This window comes from Streptomyces sp. NPDC079020, assembly GCF_044542225.1.
Classification (GTDB): Bacteria; Actinomycetota; Actinomycetes; order Streptomycetales; family Streptomycetaceae; genus Streptomyces.
Map to the genome: position 1 here is coordinate 264,020 of NZ_JBITUB010000006.1, position 23,928 is coordinate 287,947.

24 protein-coding genes and 2 pseudogenes are annotated in these 23,928 nt (G+C 72.1%); 11 read left to right on the forward strand and 15 right to left on the reverse strand.

Going from position 1 to position 23,928, the window contains the following annotated elements:
• Positions 1 to 3: 3 nt before the first annotated feature.
• The 10 genes and pseudogenes from ACIGJO_RS15135 to ACIGJO_RS15180 all read right to left on the reverse strand — a co-directional run.
• On the reverse strand, positions 4 to 954 hold the full coding sequence (locus tag ACIGJO_RS15135; protein ID WP_399957596.1) for a serine/threonine protein kinase: 951 nt from the start codon (positions 952 to 954) through the stop codon (positions 4 to 6).
• A gap of 95 nt (positions 955 to 1,049) precedes the next feature.
• The gene (gene tsaE / locus ACIGJO_RS15140; protein WP_399957599.1) at positions 1,050 to 1,583 is read right to left on the reverse strand and encodes a tRNA (adenosine(37)-N6)-threonylcarbamoyltransferase complex ATPase subunit type 1 TsaE; all 534 of its coding nucleotides are present in this window, start codon (positions 1,581 to 1,583) and stop codon (positions 1,050 to 1,052) included.
• Positions 1,552 to 2,793 carry an alpha/beta fold hydrolase gene (locus tag ACIGJO_RS15145; protein WP_399957602.1) on the reverse strand — a complete coding sequence of 414 codons (1,242 nt, stop codon included), beginning with the start codon at positions 2,791 to 2,793 and terminating at the stop codon, positions 1,552 to 1,554. The genes tsaE and ACIGJO_RS15145 overlap by 32 nt, the downstream gene beginning before the upstream one ends.
• Before the next feature lie 12 nt (positions 2,794 to 2,805).
• Positions 2,806 to 3,981: an alanine racemase gene (gene alr / locus ACIGJO_RS15150; protein ID WP_399957605.1), complete on the reverse strand. Its 1,176-nt coding sequence runs from the start codon at positions 3,979 to 3,981 to the stop codon at positions 2,806 to 2,808.
• Positions 3,982 to 4,166: 185 nt separating this feature from the next.
• On the reverse strand, positions 4,167 to 4,592 hold the full coding sequence (locus ACIGJO_RS15155) for a DUF488 domain-containing protein (RefSeq protein ID WP_399957608.1): 426 nt from the start codon (positions 4,590 to 4,592) through the stop codon (positions 4,167 to 4,169).
• 82 nt (positions 4,593 to 4,674) lie between these two features.
• On the reverse strand, positions 4,675 to 6,123 hold the full coding sequence (locus tag ACIGJO_RS15160) for an NAD(P)H-hydrate dehydratase (RefSeq protein WP_399957611.1): 1,449 nt from the start codon (positions 6,121 to 6,123) through the stop codon (positions 4,675 to 4,677).
• A gap of 4 nt (positions 6,124 to 6,127) precedes the next feature.
• Positions 6,128 to 6,496 (reverse strand): holo-ACP synthase, encoded by a 369-nt coding sequence (locus tag ACIGJO_RS15165; protein WP_399958151.1) that lies wholly within the window; start codon positions 6,494 to 6,496, stop codon positions 6,128 to 6,130.
• 57 nt (positions 6,497 to 6,553) lie between these two features.
• The gene (gene glmS / locus ACIGJO_RS15170; protein WP_399957614.1) at positions 6,554 to 8,401 is read right to left on the reverse strand and encodes a glutamine--fructose-6-phosphate transaminase (isomerizing); all 1,848 of its coding nucleotides are present in this window, start codon (positions 8,399 to 8,401) and stop codon (positions 6,554 to 6,556) included.
• A gap of 135 nt (positions 8,402 to 8,536) precedes the next feature.
• Complete coding sequence (locus ACIGJO_RS15175) at positions 8,537 to 9,892, reverse strand: M14 family metallopeptidase (protein ID WP_399957617.1); 1,356 nt, start codon at positions 9,890 to 9,892, stop codon at positions 8,537 to 8,539.
• Positions 9,893 to 10,042: 150 nt separating this feature from the next.
• Positions 10,043 to 10,999: pseudogene (locus ACIGJO_RS15180) on the reverse strand (RNA polymerase sigma factor); the annotation flags it as partial.
• Positions 11,000 to 11,428: 429 nt separating this feature from the next.
• Between ACIGJO_RS15180 and ACIGJO_RS15185 the strand changes: the two are divergent.
• Positions 11,429 to 11,860 (forward strand): cytochrome P450, encoded by a 432-nt coding sequence (locus ACIGJO_RS15185; RefSeq protein WP_399958154.1) that lies wholly within the window; start codon positions 11,429 to 11,431, stop codon positions 11,858 to 11,860.
• 48 nt (positions 11,861 to 11,908) lie between these two features.
• Here the strand turns inward: ACIGJO_RS15185 and ACIGJO_RS15190 are convergent, their stop codons facing one another.
• Positions 11,909 to 12,424 (reverse strand): hypothetical protein, encoded by a 516-nt coding sequence (locus tag ACIGJO_RS15190; protein WP_399957625.1) that lies wholly within the window; start codon positions 12,422 to 12,424, stop codon positions 11,909 to 11,911.
• A gap of 180 nt (positions 12,425 to 12,604) precedes the next feature.
• On the opposite strand from ACIGJO_RS15190, the gene ACIGJO_RS15195 reads away from it, so the two are divergent.
• Entirely contained in the window at positions 12,605 to 13,000 is a 396-nt protein-coding gene (locus tag ACIGJO_RS15195) for a hypothetical protein (RefSeq protein ID WP_399957628.1), read from the forward strand.
• 24 nt (positions 13,001 to 13,024) lie between these two features.
• Complete coding sequence (locus ACIGJO_RS15200) at positions 13,025 to 13,825, forward strand: inositol monophosphatase family protein (protein ID WP_399957631.1); 801 nt, start codon at positions 13,025 to 13,027, stop codon at positions 13,823 to 13,825.
• A gap of 278 nt (positions 13,826 to 14,103) precedes the next feature.
• Here the strand turns inward: ACIGJO_RS15200 and ACIGJO_RS15205 are convergent, their stop codons facing one another.
• Positions 14,104 to 14,640, reverse strand: coding sequence for a GNAT family N-acetyltransferase (locus tag ACIGJO_RS15205; RefSeq protein WP_399957636.1), 537 nt, complete (start codon positions 14,638 to 14,640; stop codon positions 14,104 to 14,106).
• A gap of 233 nt (positions 14,641 to 14,873) precedes the next feature.
• Here ACIGJO_RS15205 and ACIGJO_RS15210 point away from each other — a divergent pair, with 233 nt between their 5' ends.
• Positions 14,874 to 15,632: a DUF6585 family protein gene (locus ACIGJO_RS15210; protein ID WP_399957639.1), complete on the forward strand. Its 759-nt coding sequence runs from the start codon at positions 14,874 to 14,876 to the stop codon at positions 15,630 to 15,632.
• Here the strand turns inward: ACIGJO_RS15210 and ACIGJO_RS15215 are convergent.
• Positions 15,616 to 16,638, reverse strand: coding sequence for a helix-turn-helix transcriptional regulator (locus tag ACIGJO_RS15215; RefSeq protein ID WP_399957641.1), 1,023 nt, complete (start codon positions 16,636 to 16,638; stop codon positions 15,616 to 15,618). The two genes, ACIGJO_RS15210 and ACIGJO_RS15215, sit on opposite strands and share 17 nt — an antisense overlap.
• A gap of 253 nt (positions 16,639 to 16,891) precedes the next feature.
• On the opposite strand from ACIGJO_RS15215, the gene ACIGJO_RS15220 reads away from it, so the two are divergent.
• The 3 genes and pseudogenes from ACIGJO_RS15220 (at position 16,892) to ACIGJO_RS15230 (ending at position 19,625) form a co-directional block, all read left to right on the forward strand.
• Complete coding sequence (locus ACIGJO_RS15220; protein ID WP_399957644.1) at positions 16,892 to 18,463, forward strand: MFS transporter; 1,572 nt, start codon at positions 16,892 to 16,894, stop codon at positions 18,461 to 18,463.
• A gap of 21 nt (positions 18,464 to 18,484) precedes the next feature.
• A pseudogene (locus ACIGJO_RS15225) lies at positions 18,485 to 18,643 on the forward strand (IS5/IS1182 family transposase); the annotation flags it as partial.
• A gap of 298 nt (positions 18,644 to 18,941) precedes the next feature.
• Positions 18,942 to 19,625, forward strand: a complete 684-nt coding sequence (locus ACIGJO_RS15230; RefSeq protein ID WP_399957647.1) for an alpha/beta fold hydrolase — start codon at positions 18,942 to 18,944, stop codon at positions 19,623 to 19,625.
• 69 nt (positions 19,626 to 19,694) lie between these two features.
• Here the strand turns inward: ACIGJO_RS15230 and ACIGJO_RS15235 are convergent, their stop codons facing one another.
• Together ACIGJO_RS15235 and sigJ are read right to left on the reverse strand one after the other, a co-directional pair.
• Entirely contained in the window at positions 19,695 to 19,823 is a 129-nt protein-coding gene (locus tag ACIGJO_RS15235; protein WP_399957650.1) for a hypothetical protein, read from the reverse strand.
• Positions 19,823 to 20,788 carry an RNA polymerase sigma factor SigJ gene (gene sigJ / locus ACIGJO_RS15240; protein WP_399957653.1) on the reverse strand — a complete coding sequence of 322 codons (966 nt, stop codon included), beginning with the start codon at positions 20,786 to 20,788 and terminating at the stop codon, positions 19,823 to 19,825. The genes ACIGJO_RS15235 and sigJ overlap by 1 nt, the downstream gene beginning before the upstream one ends.
• A gap of 102 nt (positions 20,789 to 20,890) precedes the next feature.
• Here sigJ and ACIGJO_RS15245 point away from each other — a divergent pair, with 102 nt between their 5' ends.
• The 4 genes from ACIGJO_RS15245 to ACIGJO_RS15260 all read left to right on the forward strand — a co-directional run bounded on the left by ACIGJO_RS15245 (position 20,891) and on the right by ACIGJO_RS15260 (position 23,900).
• Positions 20,891 to 21,253: a hypothetical protein gene (locus ACIGJO_RS15245; protein WP_399957655.1), complete on the forward strand. Its 363-nt coding sequence runs from the start codon at positions 20,891 to 20,893 to the stop codon at positions 21,251 to 21,253.
• A 193-nt stretch (positions 21,254 to 21,446) separates the two neighbouring features.
• Positions 21,447 to 22,178 (forward strand): alpha/beta fold hydrolase, encoded by a 732-nt coding sequence (locus ACIGJO_RS15250; RefSeq protein ID WP_399957658.1) that lies wholly within the window; start codon positions 21,447 to 21,449, stop codon positions 22,176 to 22,178.
• Positions 22,179 to 22,575: 397 nt separating this feature from the next.
• A complete protein-coding gene (locus ACIGJO_RS15255) occupies positions 22,576 to 23,163 on the forward strand; it encodes a hypothetical protein (RefSeq protein ID WP_399957661.1) in 588 nt (195 codons plus the stop codon).
• A 233-nt stretch (positions 23,164 to 23,396) separates the two neighbouring features.
• A complete protein-coding gene (locus ACIGJO_RS15260; RefSeq protein WP_399957663.1) occupies positions 23,397 to 23,900 on the forward strand; it encodes a DUF6924 domain-containing protein in 504 nt (167 codons plus the stop codon).
• Positions 23,901 to 23,928: the final 28 nt, after the last annotated feature.

Below are 23,928 nucleotides of genomic sequence, written 5' to 3' on the forward strand. Positions count from 1 at the left end.
CCGTCAGCCCCGGGCGGTAGGAACGGTGGTGGACAGGGGAAGCACGGCCGCGAGGGCCGCGGCGGACTGCCGGACGAGTCCGGCGACCACCCGCGCGGGCAGTGGTACGGGGAAGGCGGCGTCGAGCACGGTGGCCGCGGGCCCCTGCGGCCCCGGCCCGGCACCCGCACCCGTCGCCGGCCCCGGGAAGCCCGCGGCCCCCGCTGCCAGGGCGGCGGCGAGGCGGGCCGCGTCCGGGCGGGCGGCCGGGTCGCGGGCCAGGCAGGCGGTGATCAACGGGCGCAGGGCGGCGGGCAGTTCCGCGCTCTCGGGCACGACATGACCGGTGCTCGCGTACGAGAGCACCGCTCCCAGCCCGTACACATCGCCGAGGGGCCGCGGGCGGCCGCCCGTGAGCTGCTCCGGGGCGAGGCAGCCGGGCTCCGAAACGGCCGGGCCCACGCGCGCCGTGCCGTCGGGTCCCGCCGCGCGCACCGCGCCGAATCCGGCCAGCCACGGCCCGTCCGCCGTGAGCAGGACGGCCGACGGGGACACCCCGGCATGGGTCACGCCCTGGGCGTGGGCCACCGCGAGCGCGTCCGCCAGGGCCGCCCCGAGGGCATGGACGAACCGTTCCGGCAGCGGTCCCCCGTGTGCCTCCAGCGCGGCGGGGAGGGGCAGTACGGGTGTGTAGGGCGCCGCGTACCAGGGGAATCCCGCCGGGTCGTACGCCGCCTCCGTCACCGGGAGGAAGCGCGGGAGGGACAGCCGGAGCGCCTGCCCCGCCTCCTCGGCCCACCGCGCCGGGTCCGCGCCGGGGCGCGGGACACAGACGAGGACGGTGCGGTCGCCGTCGGCCGAGCGGGCGAGATAGCGGCGGTCGGGGACGGGACGCCCGCCGTCCCGCGCGTCCAGCGCGGCGAGCGGGACGTACGGCCCGATCCGGGCAGGGTCGTCCTGGCGTAGGTGTTCCATGCGATGTCCCCCGAGATCAGTGCCGAACGGGGTTCAGACTACTGAGCGGGCCCACCGCACCGGCCGGGCGCTCCCCGCCCCGTACCCGCCCCGCCCTACGCCAGCGCCGCCCGCAGCCCCGCCCAGCGCGCCCCGATGCCCACCAGCGTCACCTCGCGCCGCTCGTCGTCCGTGTCGCCGACCGCCCGGTGGATGAGCACCTGGAGCCGGTCCTCCGACAGGTCCTCGACCTTGCCGTCGCCCCACTCCACGACCACCACCGAATCCGGCAGCGACACATCGAGGTCCAGGTCCTCCATCTCGTCGAGCCCGCCGCCCAGGCGGTACGCGTCGACATGGACCAGCGCCGGGCCCGTCCCCAGGGGCGGGTGGACCCGGGCGATCACGAAGGTGGGGGACGTGACCGCGCCGCGCACCCCGAGGCCCTCACCGAGCCCCCGGGTCAGCGTGGTCTTCCCGGCGCCCAGTTCGCCGGTGAGCATGACCAGGTCGCCGGGGGCCAGGACGCGGGCGAGGCGCCGGCCCAGCTCCCCCATCTGCTCGGGGGACTCGACGGCGATCCGTACCGTGACGGGGACCTCTGCGCCCGGGGACGTCTCAGCGGCCGGGCTGTTGTGCGGTGCTTCCATGCTCGCCAACGTTAGCCGCAGGCACCGCCCCGATCCGTACCAGCAGGTCGGCGAGACGGTCGGTGACGGTCTCCGGGTGCTCCAGCATCACCAGGTGCCCCCCGTCCGGCACGATCACCAGCTCGGCGTCCGGCAGCACGTCCGCGATGGCCTCGCTGTGCGAACTGGGCGTGACCAGGTCCTTGTCGCCCGCCAGGATCAGCACCGGGAGGTCGCGGAAGGCGGGCAGCGCCCCACTCTTGTCGTGTTCGGTGAAGGCGGGATAGAACTCGGCGACCACATCGATCGGGGTGGACTCGATCAGCCGCTCGGCGAACCGCGACACCGCCGGGTCCACGTCGCGCGATCCGAACGAGTACCGCTTGATCAGCCCCGCGAAGAGGTCGGCCGTCGCCCGCCGCCCCCGCTCCACCAGCTCCGCCTGGGAACCGAGCGCCTTCAGCACCCCGGGCAGCACCCGGCGCACCGCGTTCACACCCGCCACCGGCAGCCCGAAGCTCACCTCGCCGAGCTTCCCGCTCGATGTGCCGACGAACGCGACGGCGGCCACCCGGTCCCGGATCAGCGCCGGGTACATGTCGGCGAGCGCCATCATCGTCATGCCGCCCATCGAATGCCCGGCCAGGACGAGCCGGCCCTCGGGCGCCGCCGCGTCGATGACCGCCTTCAGATCGCGGCCGAGCTGGTCGATGCCGACCGGTACGCCGTCGGCCTGGGCCCGGCCGCGCTCCGACCGGCCGTGGCTGCGCTGGTCCCAGTGGACGGTGCGCACCAGACCGCGCAGCGCCGCCCGCTGGAAGTGCCAGGAGTCCTGGCTGAGGCAGTAGCCGTGGCTGAAGACGACGGTGACCGGTGCGGGGGCCTTCCGCCCGAAGAGCCGCCGCCGCCGCGAACCGGCGCCGCCCTCGCCCGCCCCGTCCGCCGGGGCGGGGGGCTCGGTCTCGTCGACCTCGTAGTACAGCTCGGTGCCGTCGTCCGCGACCGCCCGCCCCGGCGTGCCGCGCAGCGAGCCGTAGGGGCCGGTGGCGTCCAGCGCGAGGCGGGCCTTCTTCCGCATGCCCCGGCCCACGGTGAGCCGCTCGACCGCGACGCCGGCCGCCGCGCCCGCCGCGATGACTCCTATCGCGGCGCCCGCGACGCCCGCCCGGCGCCAGCCTGCCGCCGCGACGGCCGTCGCCGCCGCCACGTCCCCCGCGCTGCTCTCGCTCACCGTGCCGCGCTCCTAGTCGTTGTCGGTCGGGATCTCGTGCGGCTCGTCCTGCGCGTTCACGTACACCCGGGGCACCCGGGTCCCGATCCGGGTGACGATCTCGTACGCGATGGTGCCGACGGCCGCCGCCCAGTCCTCGGCGGTCGGCTCGCCCCGGTCGCCGGGGCCGAACAGCACGGCGTCCGCGCCGGGTTCCGGCCGGTCGCCCGCGAGGTCGACGACGAACTGGTCCATGGCCACGCGGCCCGCGATCGTGCGCACGTGGCCGTCGACGAGGACCGGGCCGCACCCCGAGGCATGGCGCGGGATGCCGTCCGCGTAGCCGAGGGGGATCAGGCCGAGGGTCGTTTCGGCGGAGGTCGTGTAGTGGTGCCCGTAGCTGATGCCGTGCCCGGCCGGGACCTCCTTGACCAGGGCGAGGGACGCGGCGAGCGTCATCACGGGGCGCAGTCCGAAGTCGGCGGGCGTGCCCAGCTCGGGGCTGGGCGAGATGCCGTACATCGCGATCCCGGTCCGGACGAGGTCGAAGTACGCCTCGGGGAGGGTCAGTGTCGCCGGGGAGTTGGCCATGTGCCGCACCTCGGGCTCGACCCCCTCCTTCTCCGCGTACGCCACCATGTCGCGGAACACGCCGAGCTGGGCGGCGATCGAGGGGTGGCCGGGTTCGTCGGCGCAGGCGAAGTGGGACCAGAGACCGGTGATCCGGACCCGTCCGGCCTGCTCGGCGGCGCGCGCCTCGGCAACCAGCCGGGACCAGTCGGCGGGCTGGCAGCCGTTGCGGCCGAGGCCGGTGTCGGCCTTGAGCTGGATACGGGCCGGGCGGCCGGCCGCCTCTGCGGCGGCGACGGCCTCGCGCAGCGCCCACATGCCGCTGACCGACACGTCGATGCCGGCCTCGATCGCCTCGCGCCAGGGGCCGCCGGGCGTCCACAGCCAGCACATGAGCGGGCCGTCGAGCCCGGCCGCGCGCAGGGCCAGGGCCTCGTGCGGGGTGGCGGTGCCGAGCCAGGCCGCGCCGGCCTCCAGCGCGGCCCTGGCGCAGGGCACCGCGCCGTGCCCGTAGGCGTCGGCCTTCACCACGGCCATGAGCTGCGCTCCGCCCGCCCGCGCGCGAAGGACGCGCACGTTCGCGCGCAGGGCGGCGAGGTCGATCTCGGCACGGGCTCTCAGGGGCGCTGTCTCGTTCATCGCGCCCAGTCTCTCAGAGGCCCGGGGCGGCGACCCGTCACAGTCCACGCCCCCGCCCGGCCACCCGTCTCCCGGTCATCCGTTCGACCACCCCTCCAGCCGCCGCCCGCGAAAGCCCCTGTCACGCGGCCGTCAGGGCCCTGCCAGAGTGCCGTCAGCAGCCTGCCAGGGGGCTTTCGCGGAAGTCAGCGGCGCTTCAGCTCGTGCTCCAGATGGTCGACCAGGACCGGGACATGACTGACGGAGACGTCCTTCACGGCCGTGATCAGTGTCACCGGGCCGCCCCCGCGCACCAGGGCGACCAGCCGGTCGACGGCCTCGGTGTGGGCCGGGTCGCCCAGCTCGGTGCGGTAGCGGTCGACGAAGCCGTCGTACCGGGCGCCGGAGCGGTCCTGGTGGTACCAGGAGCGGAGTTCGTCGGACGGGGTGATGTCCTTCAGCCACACATCGATCGCGGCCCGCCCCTTGGCCATGCCCCGGGGCCAGAGCCGGTCGACGAGCACCCGGGTGCCGTCGCCGTCCTCCGGCGGGTCGTAGACCCTGCGTACACGTACGGAATCCGTACCCGGACCGCTCACCGCACCGACCGCCTCTCGCCCGCTCCCGCTCACGCCCCGGTCTCCACCCTGGACCGGCCTCCCCCGTCCCGCAGCCCGGAGCACCCGGCCGTCGGCCCGGAACCGGCGGCCGTCCTCACCCGGCCCGTACGTCGCGCCAGGCGGCCGGGACGCGGTCGGCGACGTCCTGTGCGGCGACCGGTGCGCCGTCCGAGCCGTGCCGGGCCGCGAGGCCGTGCAGATAGGCGCCCACCGACGCGGCGTCGCGCGGGGCGAGCCCGGCGGCCAGCAGGGACCCGGTCAGCCCGGACAGCACATCCCCGCTGCCCGCGGTGGCGAGCCAGGACGTGCCGGTCGGGTTGACCCGTACGGGTGTGTCGCGGGCCTCGGCGACCAGGGTCGTCGACCCCTTGAGCAGGACCGTGGCGCGGTAGCGGGCGGCCAGCTCCCGTACGGCGGCGAGCCGGCCCGCCTCGACCTCCTCGCGCGGTACGCCGAGCAGCGCGGCGGCCTCCCCGGCGTGCGGGGTGAGCACGGTGGCGGCGCCGCGCGTACGGACGGCGTCGGCGTCCATCAGCCGCAGCCCGTCCGCGTCGACGAGCACCGGCACGTCCGAGGCCAGCACATCGGCGACCGCCGCCCCGGCCGCCGTACCGTCACCGAGCCCCGGCCCCACCACCCAGGCCTGCACCCGCCCGGCCCGCGACGGCGGCCCGGCGTGCACCAGCGCCTCCGGGTGGCGGGCGATCACCGCGTCCGCGCCGGGTCCCACGTACCGCACCGCCCCGGCGCCGCCCCGCAGCGCGCCCGCGACCGCGAGCACCGCGGCGCCCGGGTAGCGCTCCGACCCGGCGACGACGCCGACGACCCCGCGCCGGTACTTGTCGCTCTCCCCGCCCGGGACCGGCAGCAGCGCCGCCACGTCCGCGTACTGCAGCGCCTCCAGGTCCGGCGGCTCGGGCAGTTCGGGCCCCAGGCCGATGTCGACGAGCCGCAGGGCGCCCGCCCGTTCGGCGGCCGGGTCGATGAGCAGCCCCGGTTTGTACGTGCCGAAGGTGACCGTCGCGTCCGCCCGCACGGCCGTCCCGTGGATCTCCCCGCTGTCGGCCTCCACCCCGCTGGGCAGGTCCACCGCGAGGACCGGGGCCCGTGAGCCGGCCAGCGCCCGCAGCAGCGCTGCGGCCTCCGGGCGCAGCCCGCCGCGTCCGCCGATCCCGGTGATGCCGTCCACGATCAGATCGACGGCGCCGAGCCCGTCCGGGCTGTCGAGCACCTGCCCGCCGGCCGCCTCCAGCGCGGCGAGCCCAGCGGCGTGGACCTTGTCCGGCGAGGTCAGCAGGGCCCGTACCCCCGCGCCCCGCCGGGCCAGCCGGGCCCCCGCGTACAGCGTGTCGCCGCCGTTGTCGCCGCTGCCGACGAGGAGCAGGACCCGGGAGCCGTACACCCGCCCGTTGCGGCGGAGCAGATCGCCGCAGGCCACGGCGAGCCCGGCGGCGGCCCGCTGCATCAGGGCGCCCTCCGGCAGCCGTGAGATGAGTGCCGCCTCGGCGGCCCGTACGGTCTCCACGCTGTACGCACGTCGCATACGGTCAACCCTCCGCGATCACCACGGCCGACGCCACCCCCGCGTCATGGCTGAGGGAGACGTGCCAGCTCCGTACGCCGAGTTCGGCGGCGCGCGCCGCGACCGAGCCGCTCACCCGCAGCCGGGGCTGCCCGCTGTCCTCGACCCAGACCTCCGCGTCGGTCCAGAGCAGCCCGGCGGGCGCGCCGAGCGCCTTCGCCAGGGCCTCCTTGGCCGCGAACCTGGCGGCCAGCGACGCGATACCGCGCCGCTCCCCGCTGGGCAGCGTCAACTCCCTTTCCACGAACAGCCGCTGGGCCATCTGGGGCGTACGCTCCAGTGCGGCGCCGAAGCGCTCGATCTCGGCCACGTCGATCCCCACCCCGATGATCACGAACTCACCCTCGCCATTCCCCTGGTCGTGCTGGTCGCCACTGCCGTCCCACTCCACTCACTCCACGGTGACGGACTTCGCCAGATTGCGCGGCTGGTCCACCTCGTTGCCGCGGGCCGTCGCGAGTTCGCAGGCGAAGACCTGCAAGGGCACGGTGGAGACCAGCGGCTGAAGCAGCGTAGGCGTAATGGGGATGGTGATGAGATGGTCGGCGTACGGGGCGACGGCCTCGTCGCCCTCCTCGGCGATGACGATGGTGCGGGCGCCGCGGGCCCTGATCTCCTGGATGTTCGACACGATCTTGTCGTGGAGCAGGGAACGGCCGCGGGGTGAGGGCACGATCACGACGACCGGCAGATCCTTCTCGATGAGCGCGATCGGCCCGTGCTTGAGCTCACCGGCGGCGAAGCCCTCGGCGTGCATGTAGGCGAGTTCCTTGAGCTTCAGCGCGCCTTCGAGGGCGACCGGGTAGCCGACGTGGCGCCCGAGGAACAGCACGGTGTTCTTGTCGGCGACGGACCGGGCCAGTTCGCGCACGGGCTCCATGGTCGCGAGGACCTGCTCGACCTGTCCGGAGACCGCGGAGAGCTGGCGTACGACGGTCCGGATCTCGTCGCCCCACTTCGTCCCGCGCACCTGCCCGAGGTAGAGGGCGACGAGGTAGCAGGCGACCAGCTGGGTGAGGAAGGCCTTGGTGGAGGCGACGGCGACCTCGGGCCCGGCGTGCGTGTAGAGGACGGCGTCGGACTCCCGGGGGATGGTCGAGCCGTTCGTGTTGCAGATGGCGAGGACCTTGGCGCCCTGCTCGCGGGCGTGCCGCACGGCCATGAGCGTGTCCATGGTCTCGCCGGACTGCGAGATGGCGATGACGAGGGTGCGGTGGTCGAGGATCGGGTCGCGGTAGCGGAACTCGCTGGCGAGTTCGGTCTCGCAGGGCAGCCGGGTCCAGTGCTCGATGGCGTACTTGGCGATCATCCCGGCGTGGAAGGCGGTCCCGCAGGCCACGACGACGACCTTGTCGATCTCCCGGAGCACGCCGGGCGCGATGCGCACCTCGTCCAGCAGCAGGGAACCCTCCTGGTCGGTCCGTCCGAGCAGGGTGTCCGCGACCGCCTTGGGCTGCTCGGCGATCTCCTTGAGCATGAAGTAGTCGTAGCCGCCCTTCTCGGCGGCGGAGGCGTCCCAGTCCACGTGGTACTCACGCACCTCGGCGGTCCGCCCGTCGAACCCGGTGACGACGACGCCCGCCCGGCTCAGCTCGACGACCTGGTCCTGGCCCAGTTCGACCGCCGCCCGGGTGTGCGCGATGAAGGCGGCGACATCGGAGGCGAGGAACCACTCGCCCTCCCCCACGCCCACGACGAGCGGTGAGTTCCGCCGGGCGCCCACCACCACATCGGGCTGATCGGCGTGCACGGCGACGAGGGTGAAGGCCCCCTCCAGCCGCCGGCACACCCGGCGCATGGCCTCCGCCAGCTCCCCGCAGCCGGAGAACGCCTCGGCCAGCAGATGGGCGACCACCTCGGTATCGGTCTCCGAGCCCAGCGTGTGCCCGCGCCCGGCGAGCTCGCGCCGGAGCGCGGCGAAGTTCTCGATGATCCCGTTGTGCACGACGGCGACCCGGCCCGCGTTGTCCAGATGCGGGTGCGCGTTGGTGTCGTTGGGCGCCCCGTGGGTGGCCCACCGGGTGTGCCCGATGCCGGTGTTCCCGGCCGGAAGGGGCCGGTCCTTCAGCTCCTTCTCCAGATTGACGAGTTTGCCCGCCCGCTTCGCGGCGGCCAGCCCGCCGTCCGCGAGAACGGCGACACCCGCCGAGTCGTAGCCCCGGTATTCGAGGCGCTTGAGACCTGCGACGACGACATCCTGCGCCGACTGCCTACCGACGTAACCCACGATTCCGCACATATCGGCACCCTAAGGCCGCAGCCTCGTCGTGGGCGGGGGAGCGCGCGGGAGGTATCGGCCACCTTCGGGCGCACCGGTTCCGTACCCTCCGGTGCGCCCTGGATATGCCGCACGCCCCGCGCGCGCCCGCGGCCGTCAGGCGCAGTACTGCGCCTCCTTGCCGATCGACCGGTACATGCAGTCGGCGTTCTCGATCAGCTGGAGCACCGCGTCCCGGTTGCGCGACGTCTCCCGCTCGATCACCTCGTCGGGCGGGTAGAAGCCGCCGCCCGAGGCGGACCCGGGATACATCTCGAAGGTGTACGCGAAGATCTTCTGCGAGCCCCACAGCCAGTCGTCGATCGACCCGTCGGTGATGTAGAGGTCACTGGACTGCTCGGCGGTGTAGCCGTTGCTCGCGCCCATCTTCTGGCCGACGGCGGCGAACGCGTTGCGGTCGTCGGCCGTCATGCCGGCGGCGGTGTCGCTGTACGTGTAGCCGAACGGCCACAGCACCAGCTGGCTGTACGTGTGGAAGTCGATGCCCGCCGTGATCTGCTGCTTCCCGCCGACCACCCGGCTGCGGACGAAGTCGGCGACGACCTTGGTCTCGGGCGCGGACTCGGCCGAGGCACCGCGGTAGGTCTCCGAGGAGGTGCTGGAGGACGAGCCGCCGCAGCAGCCCCACTTGAAGGCCCAGTTGCGGTTGAGGTCCGTTCCCACGGAGGTGGAGCCGGAGTTGGGCTGCCGGTTCTTGCGCCAGCTGCGGTACGAACCCGACGCGATGTCGTACTCCCCGCCGTCGGGGTTCACATCCGGCACGATCCACAGCTCGCGGCCGTTGACGGCCTGGGTGACGCGGGAGTCGGTGCCGTAGTCCTCACCGAGCTCACGGAGCAGGTAGAGCGCCATCTCGACGGTCAGGTGCTCGCGGGCGTGCTGATGGGCGGTGAAGAGGACCTCGGGCTCGGCCTCGTCCGTGCCGACGTTGTCGCTGACCTTGATCGCGACGATGTCCCGGCCCTGATAGGTCTTCCCGATCACCCGCTTGCTCATGATCGAGGGGTACGCGGCGATGCGCGCGTCGATCTCCGCGCTCATCTCGGCGTAGTTGTGGTACCCGGAGTCGGACGGCGGGAAGTCGAGCACACCGGCGCCGCCCGGCGCGACGGGTTCGGCCTCCGGCGCGGGAAGAGCCTCCAGAACATGGCCGCGCGCCCGCAGCTTCCTGGCCTGGGCGGCGTCCGCGGTGATCACGATGCCGTGGTCGTGCACCTCGTCGATCGAGACCCCGGCGTGGGCGATCTCGGTGCGGGCGACAGCGGTGGTGCGCCCGGTGATCTCGTACTGCGAGGTCTGCTCGTCCGCCGCGACGACCGCGCTCCGCGCCGAGGTGTCGGCACTGGCGACGGCGGAGACGGGAGCGGCGAGGCCAAGGGCGAGCAGGACGGCAATGGTGGCGTTCCGTCTGGTTTTCGTCGGTCGGGGTTTCCGTGCGCTGACGAGTCGCATGCTGGCAGTCTCCTGAGTCCGTGAGTGGGGGGATGGACCTGTGCGACGCGCATATGGTCGTGTCGTGACATGGTCGGGTCAAGAGGATGTTTCCGGCCAAGGCCGGTCCCGCCACCCCCGTGGCCCCCGCCGCTCCCGCCGCGCGCCGGGCTACGGGCCGGGCTGCGCCCCGGGCGCTCCCCCGCCCCGCTCGGCCTCCGCGAGGCGGCGGCGCAGCGCGGCCTTCTCCGGGGCGGTGCCCGGGAGTTCCAGCGCTTCCCGGTAGGCGGCTGCCGCCTCGCCGAAGCGCTCCAGGCGGCACAGCAGGTCGCCCCGCGCGGCCGGGTACGGCGGGTACGCGCGCAGCCTCGGCTCCCCGGCGAGCGCGTCGAGCAGCGCGAGACCCGCCTCCGGGCCGTCCCGCATCGCCACCGCCACGGCCCGGTTCAGCGCGACCACCGGGGACGGGGCGAGGGCGAGCAGCACGTCGTACAGCGCGACGATCTGCGGCCAGTCCGTGCGCGCGACGTCCGGCGCCTCGTCGTGCAGTGCGGCCACGGCGGCCTGCACCCCGTACGGCCCGGCCGGTCCGCCGGTCAGCGCGTCGACCACCAGACCGCGCCCCTCCTCGATCATGCCCCGGTCCCAGCGCCCCCGGTCCTGCTCGTCGAGGAGCACCGGCTCACCGTCCGGCCCGCTGCGGGCGTCGCGCCGGGCGTGGACGAGCAGCATCAGGGCGAGGAGCCCGGCGGTCTCCCGTTCGGCGGGCAGCAGCCGGCGCAGGATCCGGGCCAGCCGGATCGCCTCCTCGGCCAGATCCGGCCGCTGGAGACTCGGTCCGGAGCTGGCGGCGTACCCCTCGGTGAAGATCGAGTAGAGGACCTGGAGCACTCCGGGCAGCCGTTCCGGCAGCTCGTCGGCGCCGGGCACCCGGAACGGGATACGGGCCTCGCGGATCTTCTTCTTCGCCCGCACGATCCGCTGGGCCATGGTGGTGGTCGGCACCAGGAAGGCCCGCGCCACCTCGGGTGTGGTGAGTCCGGCCAGACAGCGCAGGACGAGCGCGGTCCTGTCCTCGGCGGCGAGTGCCGGGTGGGCGAGACCCGGCCGCTGGTCGAGAAGATCACCACGGAGCTCATCGAGGCCCTGGCGGCCGTGCCGCCCGGGGAGGTCATCGACCTGAAGGGCCGCTTCGCCTATGCCCTGCCCGCCGCCGTGATCTGCGACCTGTTCGGTGTTCCGGCCGAGTCCCGCGCCGAGGTACTGCGCGGTGGCGAGGTGACCACCAGCACGTCGCTCACGGAGGAGGAGGCCGCGGCCAACGTCGCGCACTGGCACCAGGCGCTGGGGGACCTCGTCGACGCGAAGCGCGGGGCGCCGGGCGACGACCTGACCAGCGTGCTGATGGACGCGGCGTACGAGGGACAGCGGCTGACCCACGAGGAGCTGGTCGGCACCCTGTTCCTGATGCTCGGAGCGGGCTCCGAGACGGTGATGAACCTCCTGTGCCACGCGGTCCGCAATCTGCTGGCCCATCCCGACCAGCTGGCGATGGCGATGAGCGGCGAGGCCTCCTGGGACCAGGTCACCGAAGAGGCCCTGCGGGTGCAGTCGCCGATCAACCAGCTGCCGTTCCGGTTCGCGACCGAGGACATCGAGCTCGGCGGGGTGACGATCCGCGAGGGCGACCCGGTCCTCATGGGCTTCGCCGCGGCGGGCCGCGATCCGCAGCTGCACGGCGAGGACGCGGACCTCTTCGACATCACCCGTACCAACAAGGCGCACCTCTCGTTCGGCCACGGAGCGCACTTCTGCATCGGCGCGCCGCTGGCCCGGATGGAGGTCGCGATCGCGCTGCCCGCGCTGTTCGAACGGTTCCCCGATCTGGAGATCGCGGTGCCGGACGACGAGCTGGTGCCGCTGGCGTCCTTCATCATGAACGGCCCCCACACGCTGCCCGTACGTCTGACGCGGCCGCGGAGCGCCTGACGACGGGGCACGGGGAAACGGGCCATGGCCCACGGCCCACGGGCGGGGTCACCGCTCGTCGTCGAGCCCCTGCACGTCGACGGGCCGTGTTCCCTCGAAGGTCACGAGGATTCCGTGGGGCTCCGCCAGCCGGAAACGGCTCTCGGCGAAGCGGATCGCCCAGGTCCGGTCGGCCCACACGGTCGCCTCCGGAACCGCCAGGGGCAGCTCCGGCAGGTCCAGCCAGCCCAGTTCCTCGGCGGTGAGGGCGAACTGCGGTTCCCGGAGCCGGGTACGGCAGTACTCCACGGCCCGGCCGACGAGGACGTCGAAACGGCTCACCACGTCGTGGGCGAGCCGGAGGGCGGACTCGTCCGGCGGGGCGGCCGGCTCCATCACCAGGCTCACCCCGGCCGGCTCCGCGCCCGCCGGGGCCGGGAAGCAGCCGGTCCAGCAGGCCAGCGACGCCGGGCTCTCCGTCCGCTCCAGCGCGAGCCCGGCGATCCGCAGGACCGCGGGCAACTCGGCTCCTTCGGAGCCCTTTTCGGTTCCCGGGCCGCCCGGTGGTACGGCGTTGTCGGACATCGGCCCAGCCTAAAGGGTGACCTGTGATCGCTTGAAGGGTGTGGTGGGGCCGGAAAGCCGCCAGGTCCCGCGGAACCGTGTGGTCCCGCGGAAACCGTGTGGTCCCGCGGCTCGTGGTGCCGGTAACGTCCGGCCCCACGACGCGCCGCACCGGCGGCGCACGTACGGAGAGCGATGCGGATGACCGCCCGGCGAGCAGTGACGACCTTGTGGCGGCCCACCGGCCCCGGGGAACTGGACCTGGTCCGCGAGCTCGGCTGGCGTGCCTGGCCGCCCAGGCTGCCCGAACAGCCGATCTTCTACCCGGTCCTCAACGAGGACTACGCGATCAGGATCGCGCGGGACTGGAACGTGAAGCACGACGGCGCCGGGTTCGTCACCCGGTTCGACGTCGAGTCGGAGTTCCTGAGCCGGTACCCCGTCCAGCAGGCCGGGGGACGCACGATCCTCGAACTCTGGGTGCCCTCCGAGGAGCTGGAGGAGTTCAACTCCCATATCGTCGGCGTGATTCAGGTGGTCCACGAGTTCCGCCGAGCCGGGCCGCCCTCCGGCGTACCCGACGCGGCGGGCCGGTGACGTCGCCTCGATACCCTGGGCGGTGTGATCAACTCCCTGACGGATGCCGACGATTCCGAGGTCGCGACAGCGGGCGCGCGGGCCGGGGCGGATGTGGTGCGCGCCCTGTACGGTCGGCCGCTCTCCCGTATCGACAAGGGGGGCGGCGACTTCGCGACCGCCGCCGATGTGGAGGCGGAGCGGGCGATCCTCGATGTCATCCGTGCCGCGCGGCCCGACGACGCGGTGCTCGGCGAGGAGGGCGGGCGGCACGGTGCCGCCGACGCCGGACGCCGGTGGTTGGTGGATCCCCTGTGCGGCACGTTGAACTACGCGGTCGGCAACATGCTGGTGGCCGTCAACGTGGCCCTGCGCGACGGGGCGGCGGCGGTGGCCGACCCGTTCAGCGGCGAGGTCTTCGCGACGGACGGCAGGACCGCCTGGGTACGGCGGGACGGGGCGGACACACGGCTGGCGCCCACGTCCGGCACCCGGCTGGTGGACGTCAATCTCGATCCGCCGTTCCCGGGCGCACCCGGGTTCCGGGCCGTGGACCTGCTGGCCGACCCGGCGTTCGTCGACCGGTTCCGCCCGAGGGTCGTGTCCACGACGCTGGCGCTGGCCTGGGTCGCAGCGGGCAGGCGTGCCGCGTACATCACCGATGGCGGTGACCTCTCGGAGAGCGTGCACTTCGCTGCCGGGATCGCCCTGTGCAGGGCCGCGGGCTGCGTGGTCACCGGCATCGACGGCGCCCCGGTCGGGCGAGCGGGGCGCGGGCTCGTGGCGGCGGCCGACTCCGAGACCCACGGACTGCTGATGGAGATGATCCGCACGGCGGCCGGGTGACCGGGCCGGGACCGGCTGCCCCGCGTGGGCGGGGCGACCCCGCCGGGACCGGGCGGGACAGCCGACCCCGCCGGGACCGGCGGGACAGCCGGTTGTCAGCCGCGCTTCCGGCCGGGGCGGTCGCGAAGGCACCCGGAGAGCGTCCCGACACCACCGGTCCGCGGGTTGAGGTGGTCAGGGCAGCTCCCGCAACGGCGAGCGACCCGCGCGACCGCGCGACCCGTGCGACCCGTGCGACCCCGCGCGACCTGTGCGACCCGTGCGACCGCCACGGTCCCTCACACGGCGGCGGCTCGTGGCGCGTCGTCGTCGACGAAGCCGAGCCGTCGGTTCATGCCGATGGCCGCTGCGTTGGCGGGGTGGTGGAAGGTCCGCAGCACATGCGCGCCGTGGGAACGCGCGAAACCGATGGCCAGGAGCTTCATGGCCAGCGAGATACCCCGCCCCCGGTGGCCGGCCAGCAGTCCGGTCATCTCGCTGAAGGCGTACCCCTCGGGCTGGATCGACGTGGTGGCCATGCCGACCCACGACCCGCCGTCCAGGGCGAGAACGACGCCCCGGGGATCGTAGGTCGGAATCTCGATGCGCCGGGAGAGGTACTCGTCGTACGTGTAGAACTCCCCGCGCTCCGGTATGTCGGCGGAGCACGTCTTGTTCAACTCGTAGAGCGCACGCCGGTTTTCGGCCGTGTCGCCGAGGTCTGCCAGCGTCGTGAACTCGATTCCGGTCTGCCGGCAGCTCCGGAGGCGGGGCTCGAATCGCGCATCGTCGAACGCATCGAGATCCAGCGTGAGTCGAACCCACTCGACGGCCATGAGGGCACCTCCAGGGTCATCAGCCTGAACACACGTTCCCGGAGACTATCGGCCAGGCGCACGCCGGTTCACGGCGCGTTACTGACGGCGGGACGACGCGAGGCCCAACGGGCGGGCGCACAGCGGGGCTGCGCGCTCTTCTCGGACCGTCCCCGCTCCCTTACAGTGGGCGTCTGCTGTCTGGCCTTGGGGGGCTTGTGTCGGATCGTGATTCCACTCCTGTTCCACCCGCCATGGGCAGAGTCGCGCGGGATCTCGGACTCGGTCCGCGCGAGGGGCTGGTGCGGACCGACCCCAAGAGCTTCCCGTGGATCGTGGTGGTGCTGCCGGCGCTGATCGGACTGCTGGTGCTCTGGCTGGGCGTCTCGGCCCTGGCGGAGAACCTGCGGAACGGCGACGCCTGGTACTTCGCGCTGCCGCTGCTCCTCCTGGCGGCCGCCGTGCTCGCCGCAGCCGGGTACTTCCTCTTCCTCGCGCTCACGAGGCGGCAGCCACAGGTCTGGGTGGGCCACTACCGGAACGGCATCGTGCGGCAGGTCGCCGGACAGGTGCCGGAGGCGTACGCCTGGGACGAGATCGACGGCATCTGGCGGAGCAGTACCAAAGTGACGAACGGGATCACCAGCGCCACCACACACGAACTCCGGGTGCTTCCCCACGAGGGCACCGAGATCGTGGTGAACGACGCGTACCAGGGCGTCGCCCGGTTCACCGACGAACTGGACAAGGCCTTCACGCGCGTACGGCTGCCCCAGGACAGCGACCGGCTCAAGGCCGGCGAACGGATCGACTTCCTCGGCGCCCACCTCGATCCCGCCGGTGTGGGGCACCTCGACCAGCGGCTCGACTGGTCCGAGGTCGGACGGGTCACGGTCGCACACGGCTGGCTGGAGATACACCGGCGCGGCGAGGGAAAGCCGTGGGCCAGGCTCCCCGTGGAGATGATCCGGAACGTGTCGGTCTTCCTGGCCCTCGTCACGAGGGCGCGCTAGCGGTGATTCCGGCTGAAGGCCCCGAGTGCCTGCCGGTCCGGGGTATCTCGACGTCAAGGCGGCCGATCACTTTGCGGGCCGCTTCCGCGAGTTCGGGCGGGCCTTCGACGGTGAACCGGCAGTTGAAGGTAACCAGGAAGCCGATGAGCGCTGACCACGACCAGGCACCCATCCGAATCCGGGTGATCTGCTCGTCGATCGCTTCGAAACTTGCCGCGCCTGGTGCCCATTTCGCCACCAGCGTGGCGGGACACTCCATCAGGACGGCGCCCCAGCACGGCCAGGTGTCCGGGGCGTCACCGCGATCGGGCTGGCTCTGGACGAAGCGGGTGATGTCCGCCTCGGGCACGTCCCGCTGGCCGAATCTCCAGGCGGTGGGGGCCAGGCCTCTGATGCGGTCGAGCCGGTAGGTGTGCCAGGAGTTCCTCAGCTGGTCGTAGGCCACCATGTACCAGCGTCCGGACCAGACGACGAGCCGGTGGGGTTCGGCCAGGACCTCGCTGTCCTCCACCGGGTCGAGGTTGATGAACCGGTAGGAGAACCTCACGAGGTCACGTTGTTGTGCGGCGGCGCTCAGCTGGGCCAGCAGGGCGGGATCGACTTGGGGCGGAGCAAGCTCCCAGGCGTTCTCGATCTGTTCGACGGAGAAGGTCGCAAGGCGGCGGGCCAGGTGGGGCGGCAGTAGCTCTCTGATGGAGTTCAGTGCACGCTTCGTGGCGTCACCCATACCGGTCACTGAGGCCGGCGCTGTCTGAAGGGACAGCGCGATGGCAATGGCCTGCTCGTCATCGATGATCAATGGAGGCAGACGCGCTCCGCGGGACAACCGGTAGTAGCCGGAGGGACCTTTTGTCGCCGTGACGGGGTAACCGAGTTCGCGGAGCCGGTTGATATCGCGCCGGACGGTCCGTGGGGACACACCCAGCCGCTGAGCCAGCCCGTCGCCGGTCCACTCCTTCTGGGCCTGAAGCAGGCTGAGGAGCTCCAGCGTTCGGCTGGCGATCACGGATCGTCCTCCGGATTGGTGTCAGTAGAGGTCAGAATGCGTCCTCTTCTTCTGTCATGGTGCCCCGGGGTCAGGGGGGGCGAGATGCGTCCCCGTCAGCCCCACTACCTCGCCCTCGGCGACCGAACCGGGTGCGTTGCATCGAACAGAATGGCGGAACGCAGTGTCTGAAACACCAACTCGGCCCTCACCGACCAGCCGGGACGCATGGCTGGGCTTGGTCGCCATTTCCCTGGGTGTGTCGCTGGTGGTCGTGGACTTCACCATCGTCAACGTGGTGATGCCGCCGATCATCGGCGACCTGAAGATCTCGGCTTCCGGAGCCCAGTGGATCCAAGAGTCCTACGCGATCACCTTAGCCGCTCTGCTGCTGGTGATGGGTCGTATCTCGGACGTCGTGGGGGCACGCAGGCTGTTCCTGATCGGGACCATGGTCTTCGGGCTGGCGAGCGTCGCCGCCGCGTTGTCGCCCACCGGGGATTTCCTGATCACCAGCCGGTTCGTGCAGGGCATCGGTGGCGCGATCGTGATGCCGACATCGCTGGCTTTGCTCAACATGACCTTCCGGGGGCCGGACCGCGGCAAGGCCTTCGCCGTCTGGGGATCCACGATCGGAGCGGCCGCCGCGGTCGGACCGTTGCTGGGCGGCTGGCTCGCCGAGTACTCCTGGCGGTGGGCCTTCGGCATCAACATCTTCGTCGTGCTGCTGATCCTGGTGGGCGTCATGAAGTTCCTGCAGAAGTCTCCTCGGCAACCGGCCAGGATCGACGCAGCCGGCGGAGTGCTGTCGGTGCTGGGCCTCGGACTTCTCGCGTTCGGGCTGATCGAGGGACGCAACTACGGATGGTGGCAGCCGCAGAAGAGCTTCGGTCCTTTCGGGGACGAGGTGAACCTGTCGGTCATCCCGGCCGCTCTGGTCATCTCAGTGGTGTGCCTCGTGCTCTTCCTGGTCCTGCAGGTTCGGTTGACCCGCAAGAACGGCACAGCGCCGCTGATGGACACGTCGTTGTTCGGCATCAAGTCCTTCAGCACAGGCAACATCGCGACGCTGATCATCGCACTGGCCGAGTTCGGCATCCTCGCTGTTCTGCCCCTGTGGCTCCAGTACACCTTGGGGTATTCCGCGCTCCAGACCGGACTGATGGTCTTCGTCGTCGCGATCGGCAGTTTCTTCGCGAGCGGTGCGAGCTTCGGCATGGCCGAAAAGACCGGCCCTGTCGGCCTGGTCCGGATCGGCCTGGCCCTTGAGGCCATCGGGCTGTTGATGTTCGGCCTCCTGGCCAGCAGCGACTCCCAGTGGTGGGTCATCGGTATCGCCCTGTTCCTGTATGGAATGGGGGTCGGTTTTGCCACCGCGCAGGTCACCAATGTCGTCCTGGCGGACGTGCCGCCGCGGCAGGCCGGCCAGGGATCCGGAATCCAGAGCGCCGCGCGTCAACTCGGCTCCGCGCTCGGCATCGCGATTCTGACGTCGACGTTCTTCACGGCGCTGGCCTCCGACCTGTCGGATCGGCTTGTCCAGCAGGGAACGTCCGCACCCGGAGCAGACCAACTGTCTTCGACTGTCTCTGACAGCGCCGGCGCGATGATCTCGGGACTGAGTCAGAACCCGCAGACGGCATCGGCCGCTGCCGCTGCGCGTGATGCCATGTCCCACGCGCTCCGGATCAACGGCTACACCTGCGCCGCTCTGCTGGCGCTCGGAATGTTGGCGACCTTCCTCATTCCCCAGCGCAGGCCGGACGCCCAGCAGTGGGGAGAGGCGCACGCTCCCAGCGGGGCGCCGGATGCCGGGGTCAACGCCGAGCAGTCCCCCGCCTCTTAGAAAGCGCCTCCCCTTCGGCGCCGGACGAGGAATGGGCACCCTCGCACCCGCCCGGACCATCTCGGCGGCGACAAAGCACATTCCTCCCGCCGCAACCGCTGCTACCCGCGCAGGCGGCGGATCAGGCACACCATCCCCGAGCCGAAGAACCAGCGGGCCAACCGCCGGCGTGAAGGACGGGGCACCGCTTCCCTGGCCCTGTGAAGAGCCCGAGCGCATGGACGAACTCCGTGCAAAAGTCGGCATCGAGCCCTTCGACGAATACGTTGCCAAGTTCGCAATGGCCTGATGCCCCGTTCCCCTCCGCATCCGGCGGATCCCTTCCCGGTGTTCACCCGCCGTAGAGAATGATCCGCCGGACAGGGCCATAGCGCCGTGACCGGAGAGGTTCGCCGGGTCGGGGTGACCGGAGCCCGTTGTCAGAGCCTCCCGATAACGTGCCGGCAGCCAGATCCGACTCCACTCCGGGAGAACAACCGTGGACATCCTGCTCATTGCCGGCCTGTGGCTCGAAGGATCCGCGTGGGACGACGTCGTGCCCGAACTCACCGCGCTCGGCCACCGTCCCGTGCCGCTCACGCTCCCCGGCCAGGGCGACGGCACCACCTTCGCGACGCTCGACGACCAGCTGGCAGCGGTGATCGCCGCCGTTGACGCGTCGCCCGGGAAGCCTCTGGTGGTGGGGCACTCCGCCGCGTCGAGCCTGGCCTGGCTGGCCGCCGACGCGCGACCGGAGAAGGTGGCCAGGGTCGCCCTGATCGGCGGCTTCCCCGCCGCCGACGGGCGGGCCTACGCCGATCACTTCGCGATGGAGGACGGCGCCATGCCCTTCCCGGGCTGGGGCCCCTTCGAGGGAGCGGACTCCGCCGACCTGGACCAGCGGGCCCGGCACCGCTTCGCGTCCGCCGCCGTCCCGGTCCCCGAAAAGGTCGCGAGGGGAGTCGTGCGCCTGACCGACGAGCGCCGCTTCGACGTTCCCGTCGTGGTCGTCTGCCCCGAGTTCACCCCCGCCCAGGCCAAGGAGTGGATCGCCGCCGGTGAGAGCCCCGACCTCGCCCGCGCCACCCACCTCACGTACGTGGACCTCGACTCGGGCCACTGGCCGATGACCACCCGTCCCCGCGAACTCGCCCGCGTCCTGGCGGAGGCCGCGAGCGCGTAGTGCTGTGGCCGGGCACGTGGTCAAGCCGTTGCCGGTAGTGGTCCGCCGTCCCGGCGGATGTCCGCTTCGCTACGGATGCGGTCCAGGCTCCAGGCAGGCGCTGCCGATCTCGTTGCACCGCTGGATCACCTCCCGCACCATGTCCTCGTCGGTCCGGACCAGTTGGGCGATCACCGGGACCCGGCTGCCGCCCCCCATCACCGTGCTGTGGACGCACCACCGGCCTCCCCGCCCGCGCCGCGCCCCGCCCCCTCCTGCCCCGCCCCGTCCTGCGCCCACGGCCACAGCTTCTCCGGATTGCGGACCGCCCAGATCCGGGTGACGCGGCCATCGGCGACCTCGAACGACGCCACGGTCACGACGGCACCGGCACGCCGGGCCACCAGGCCCGGCACACCGCTGACCGACCGCTCCAGGAGTTCGAGCCCCGGAGCCCTGTCGGCGATGGCGACCATGTACCGGGCGATCTGCGCACCGCCTTCGACCGGGCGCAGGACCGTGCCGACCAGGCCGCCGCCGTCGGCGGTCATCACGGCCGCCGGGTCGAGAAGGTCGACGAGCGCCGCGATGTTCTTGGTCTCCCACGCCTCTTTGACCTGCCGCACCACATCGGCCTGCCCGGCCGCCGTCACCGGGGTCCGCGCGCCGCGCACCCGCCGCCGGGCGGAGGCCGCGAGCTGCTTGCAGGCCGCGGGCGTCCGGCCGAGGATGCCGGCGATCTCGGCGAAGGGGTACCGGAAGACGTCGTGCAGGACGAACGCCACCCGCTCGGCAGGGGTCATCGACTCCAGGACGACGAGGAAGGCCATGGTCACCGATTCGTCCAGGACCAACTGGTCGACGGGGTCGGCGCCGCCACGGCCGGTGTCCCACTCCGCGCGGTCGGGCAGCGGATCGGGCAGCCACGCTCCGACATAGCGTTCACGCCGGGCGCGGGCCGAACCGAGCACGTCCAGGCAGATGCGGCCGGTCACCGTCGTCAGCCAGGCGCCGGGCGACACGATCTCGTCCCGCCTGCTTCGCGGCAGCGCGTACCAGCGCGCGTAGGCCTCCTGCACGGCGTCCTCGGACTCGGCCGGCGAACCGAGCAACCGGTAGGCCACGTTCATCAGCCGGCGCCACTCACCAGCCGCCCCGTCGGCGCCCGTCCCAGCCGTCCCCATGCTCCGGCCGCCCCCTCGCCTTACCTTTCGCGGGCCCGCGTCGTCGGACCGGTGAGACCTTATCGACCTACCGCCCCCGGGGCGGGAAAAGGGGACTGCGGCATGGCGAACCGGGCGACGGCACAGCACCACTTCACGTTTCTGCGGACAGCGATCGGCGTGCAGACCCTGACCATCTTTCTTCAGGCGGTCTCCGCCGGACTGCTGCTGTCCTCGTCCTACGGCGAAAGCCTGCACAGCGCCGGAGCTCGCGTGATGTACGGGGCGTCGATGCTGTACGTGCTCGCGGCGGTGCTGGCCTGGAAGCCGGGCGGCGGATCGTCCCGGCCCATCTGGTACGCGACCGGCTTCCTCGCCCTCGCCTCGGCCCAGGTCGTGCTCGGCATCGCACACGTACCGTCCGTCCATCTCCCCCTGGGTGTCCTGATGTTCGGCCTGAGCCTGCTGGCACTGGCGCGGCGCTGAAACCGCCTCGTCCCCGCGCTCGGTACGGTCGTGTAAGGACCGGTACGGCACGCGTTCCCGGGGCCGGCACCGGAGCCACGCAATATCGTCGGGAGTGCCGAGTGCGGCCGTTCCGCCCGCGACCCGTGCGGGGCGGCCCGCTTCGCGCCACAGTCACCCGCGATCCGCAGTCCGGACTACGGAGGTACCGCACATGAACGCCGACGCCGACCGGCCGTCCTTCCTGTTCGTCCACGGCGCCTGGCACGGAGCCTGGTGCTGGGACTCCGTACGCGCCGAACTCGACGCCGACGGCAGGCGGTCCCACGCCGTCGACCTGCCCAGCTCCCATCCCCCGGACGGCCGGCACGACCGCACCCGCCCGGCGGGCGTTCCGGACGACGCGGACACCATCCGGGACAGCCTCCGGCGCATCGACGGCCCGGTGGTGGTGATCGCCCATTCCTACGGCGGCGTCCCCACCACGGAGGCCATCGGTGATGGCGCGAACGTGGTGGGGGCGGTGTATCTCGCCGCGTTCCAACTGGACGTGGGCGAGAGCGTGTTCTCGTTCCTCGGAGCGCCCGCGCCGGACGACTGGGCGGGCCAGGCCCCGCCGTACGAGGACTCCCGGCACATACTCTTCGGCGACGCGTCCCCGGCCGATGCCGACCGCGCCGCGGCCCGCCTGCGCCCGCAGAGCGTGCGGTCCTACATGGACCCGGTGACCACGGCGGGATGGCGCACCGTGCCCTCCAGCTACGTCGTCTGCGATCACGACCGGGCACTCGAACCGTCCCGGCAGCGCGAGCTCGCCACGCGCGCCGGTTCCGTCCACCGGCTGCCGAGCGGCCACTCGCCGTTCCTCTCCATGCCCCGGCAACTCGCCACGCTCCTGGGCCAGATCGTCACCTCGACGATGAGTCAGCCCCAGGGCCGGGGCTGACCCCTGGAACGCGTATCGTCCGCCGGCACCCCGGGCGCCGGGACTCACCTACCGTCAGGTTCTTCACCCCGGCCATGGTGCAGTACCGTGCGGCCGACAACGGCGACGGTTCGACCGCGCGCGACAAGGCCGGTTGAGTGCCGCCTACTTGCTCCGCACCCTTCCCAGCGGGTCGGGGCTCTCCTCCGACCCGGCGGCCGCCGCCCTCCGGCGGGAGGGCGCGGTCTGCCGCCGGTGCCCCCGCCACGACGCACGCCAACCGGTCGCGCCCTGTCGCGGGACCGCGTCGACCGCACTGACCATGGCACTCGTGCCCGGCGTTCCGGCTCGGCTCGAAATAGCCCGCCGACGGGAGGCGGGGCTTCAGGGGTCCGACGGTGTCCCCTACGCTCTGCCCATGGGAGAGCCTCATCCGATCGAGCCGCCCGCAACGTTCGTCACCCGGCGCGACGAGCGCTGGTACGGGCGGTTCCGGTTGCGCTTCGCCCAGGTGTCACCGTGGCCCGACCCCCACGCGACGTTCATTCGCGTACGTCCGGGATGGCGGCCTCTGGTCGAGGAAACGCTGGCACTGGTGACTGCCGAGATGCCCAAGCAGAACTGGCCGGTCCATCTGCTCAACCAGAAGGTCCACGGGAGGGGCTGGGAATTCGACCTGGGCCCACCGGAGGCCGACTACCTCGGCCTGGAGCTGCTGTCGGACATCTGCTACATCGACATACGCAACCTTCACCGGCTCATCGACCTCCTGGCACCGGCCCTGGAGGACGCGCACTTCTTCGTCTACTCGATGGGCGACGGCCTCGACCAGTGGGCCGACGAGGTACGCGTCCACGACGGGCGGTGCGGCGTGGCGCGGTGGTTCGTCACGGGCGAGGCGTGGATCGATTTCCCCGCGCTGTGCGCGGAGCTGGGGGACAGTCGCGCCGGGGACGAGGCCTTCGGCCGATTCGTCGGGCTGATGAGTGAACAGCGAGGCGCTTGATCGGCAGGCGCGCGAGGGGCGTGGGCCGGAGGGGCGGGCCGGAGGGGCGGATCTCCGGCCGCACGGTACTCGGCCGGAGCTGTGCCTCCTGGGTCACGCCCCCACAACCGGACATCGCGGCAGCCCCTGGGCCACCGCTGGTGCCGAGGCGTGACCACGCTGCCCCTAGGACGTTTCTCCTGGATCACTCCCGCAGGAGCTGGTTGTCAGTGCGGGGTGGGAGAGTCCTGGACATGACGTTGCCGGAGAATCTTGAGCGAGTGCTGCCTGAGATCGGACGCGACTTGTTCGACGTTCTCGTCATCAGGACCGACTTCAGCGACGACGAGGCGTGGAACACGGTGGTTGGGGAGTTGCACCGGCCGTGGGGGCCAGACGGTGAGTTCGCCGCAGCAGTTCAGCTCATCGATTCGCCTGCTTGGTCAGGAGCAACGGCCGACGAGGTTCTTGCCGCCGTGGTGGATGAGGACCTGATTGTCGTCTTCCTCGCTGACCGCGGCACGATGAAGTCGCCGGCGCGGGCGTTGCTGGTTCTGTCGGCCGTCTGGGAAGATGTGAGTGGCCTTGACCCCGTCTATTACCAGGAACTTATCGAGTCGCCGGATCCCAGGGAGTTTCGAGCCCTGCCCGCCGCGGTGCACGGCGTCCAGATGGACCTGGTGCTCGGCAACGTGGACTTCGCAGAGTACGCCGGGGCTGCTTCCGCAGAGCCTGATCAGGTACTGCGGCCTGTCTGACCGGTACGGCGGGCGGCCGTTGCCTCTG